This window comes from Sporomusa acidovorans (genome assembly GCF_900101845.1).
Lineage (GTDB): Bacteria > Bacillota > Negativicutes > Sporomusales > Sporomusaceae > Sporomusa > Sporomusa acidovorans.
This window is the reverse complement of sequence record NZ_FNAM01000122.1, coordinates 1-1307: the sequence shown is the minus strand read 5'-3', so window position 1 is coordinate 1307 and position 1307 is coordinate 1. Positions and strand designations below refer to the sequence as shown.

The 1307-nt window shown below is 38.6% G+C and carries 1 protein-coding gene and 1 tRNA gene; both read right to left on the bottom strand.

Annotation, left to right across the window (positions count from 1 at the left end):
• Nucleotides 1–308: 308 nt before the first annotated feature.
• A tRNA-OTHER gene (locus BLR65_RS30330) sits at nt 309–388 on the bottom strand.
• 52 nt (nt 389–440) lie between these two features.
• Nucleotides 441–1103: a DUF1847 domain-containing protein gene (locus BLR65_RS28820; protein ID WP_093798279.1), complete on the bottom strand. Its 663-nt coding sequence runs from the start codon at nt 1101–1103 to the stop codon at nt 441–443.
• Nucleotides 1104–1307 lie beyond the last annotated feature (204 nt).

Sequence of the window (1307 nt, the reverse complement as noted above, 5' to 3'; positions counted from 1 at the left end):
ATACGTAATAGGAAAAGATGTGGCTGTAGCCGATTTAAAATTTACAGCAACAGTGATAACAAGGTCATAAATTAACTTTTCGCAGTACAATCATCTATGAGTATAAATCAAAACTATCGTCTAATGAACGGTTCCGCAATAAATGGCTATAGTAAAAATCCCCCCTCTGACGTAGGATTTTAAACTACATAGAGGGTGGGTTGTTCGCCCCTATAAGGGGGCATAAAGAGACTGCCTTTCACTTTGTTCAAGTCATGAAAATAACCAAAAAGAGCTTTACGAAAATCGTAAAACCCTTGAAATATCTATGGCGACCCCGGCAGGATTCAACCTGCGACCTTTTGATTCATAGTCAAATTTCGCCATCATTTTTCGTTTTCAAAATGTCATGAATGCCAGGATAATGCTGGATTCTCATCATAGACCATTATTTTTGCCATTTAATCATGCTCTTCTTGAAGTAGCCGCTTATAGTAAAAACCGCTGGTATAAAGCGCTGCCGCCGGATTGTGTCCAGTTACCCGGTCCTTGGTAATCAGGTAAGTTACCGGCGCTTCCGAATACTGAATAAACAATGTATCATGCCCCACGCACAGTCCGTTAATTACATTCAGATCCGTCTTAGCCTCATTCAGTAACTTGGCTTGCAAAACCGGGTTGCATATCGCTTCAAAACAGCCTTTTTCTACTTTCAAATCTTCAGGAATACCGATTTGAGTTTTATCAATAGACCCAATTTTACAAATTACACTATAACTTTCCAGCCCTTTAGCCTTTAAAATATCAGTAAAAATTTTTGTCTCGTTAATTAAACCAACGCAAGTTGCAATACCAATTTTATGTGCACCTATTCTTTTGGCAAACGCTATGATTTCCTCCACCCGCGTTAACTTACCATAATAAATTCCCTCAATTTCAGCCGCAGCTCTTGCAAAGGTAGCTGTTTGCCCATCACCTTTATAAAGAGAAACACATTCATTAATAAGCGCATCATCAGCCTGGCTAGTTAAGCAAAACGACGGGAATTTGCTTTTCCGCCGAAAACAGTTTAATACCCCACAATCGCTGCAATTTAAAATCGCACTCTCGTTCTTGTTACCCATTCTACTTTCCATCCTCTCTGTTTATTAGTGTTATAACAATCAAAACAAAAAGGCTAAAGAAAAATCACGCGTATGTGACTTTCCTTAGCCTTCAGTTTTCTGATCAGCCATTTATGAAATTGGCATAATTATACCGTTTTTTGAACACAATGTCAACGTCTTCTATCCTATAAATCAGGGCATGTTCATGAAAAAACCTTAGGG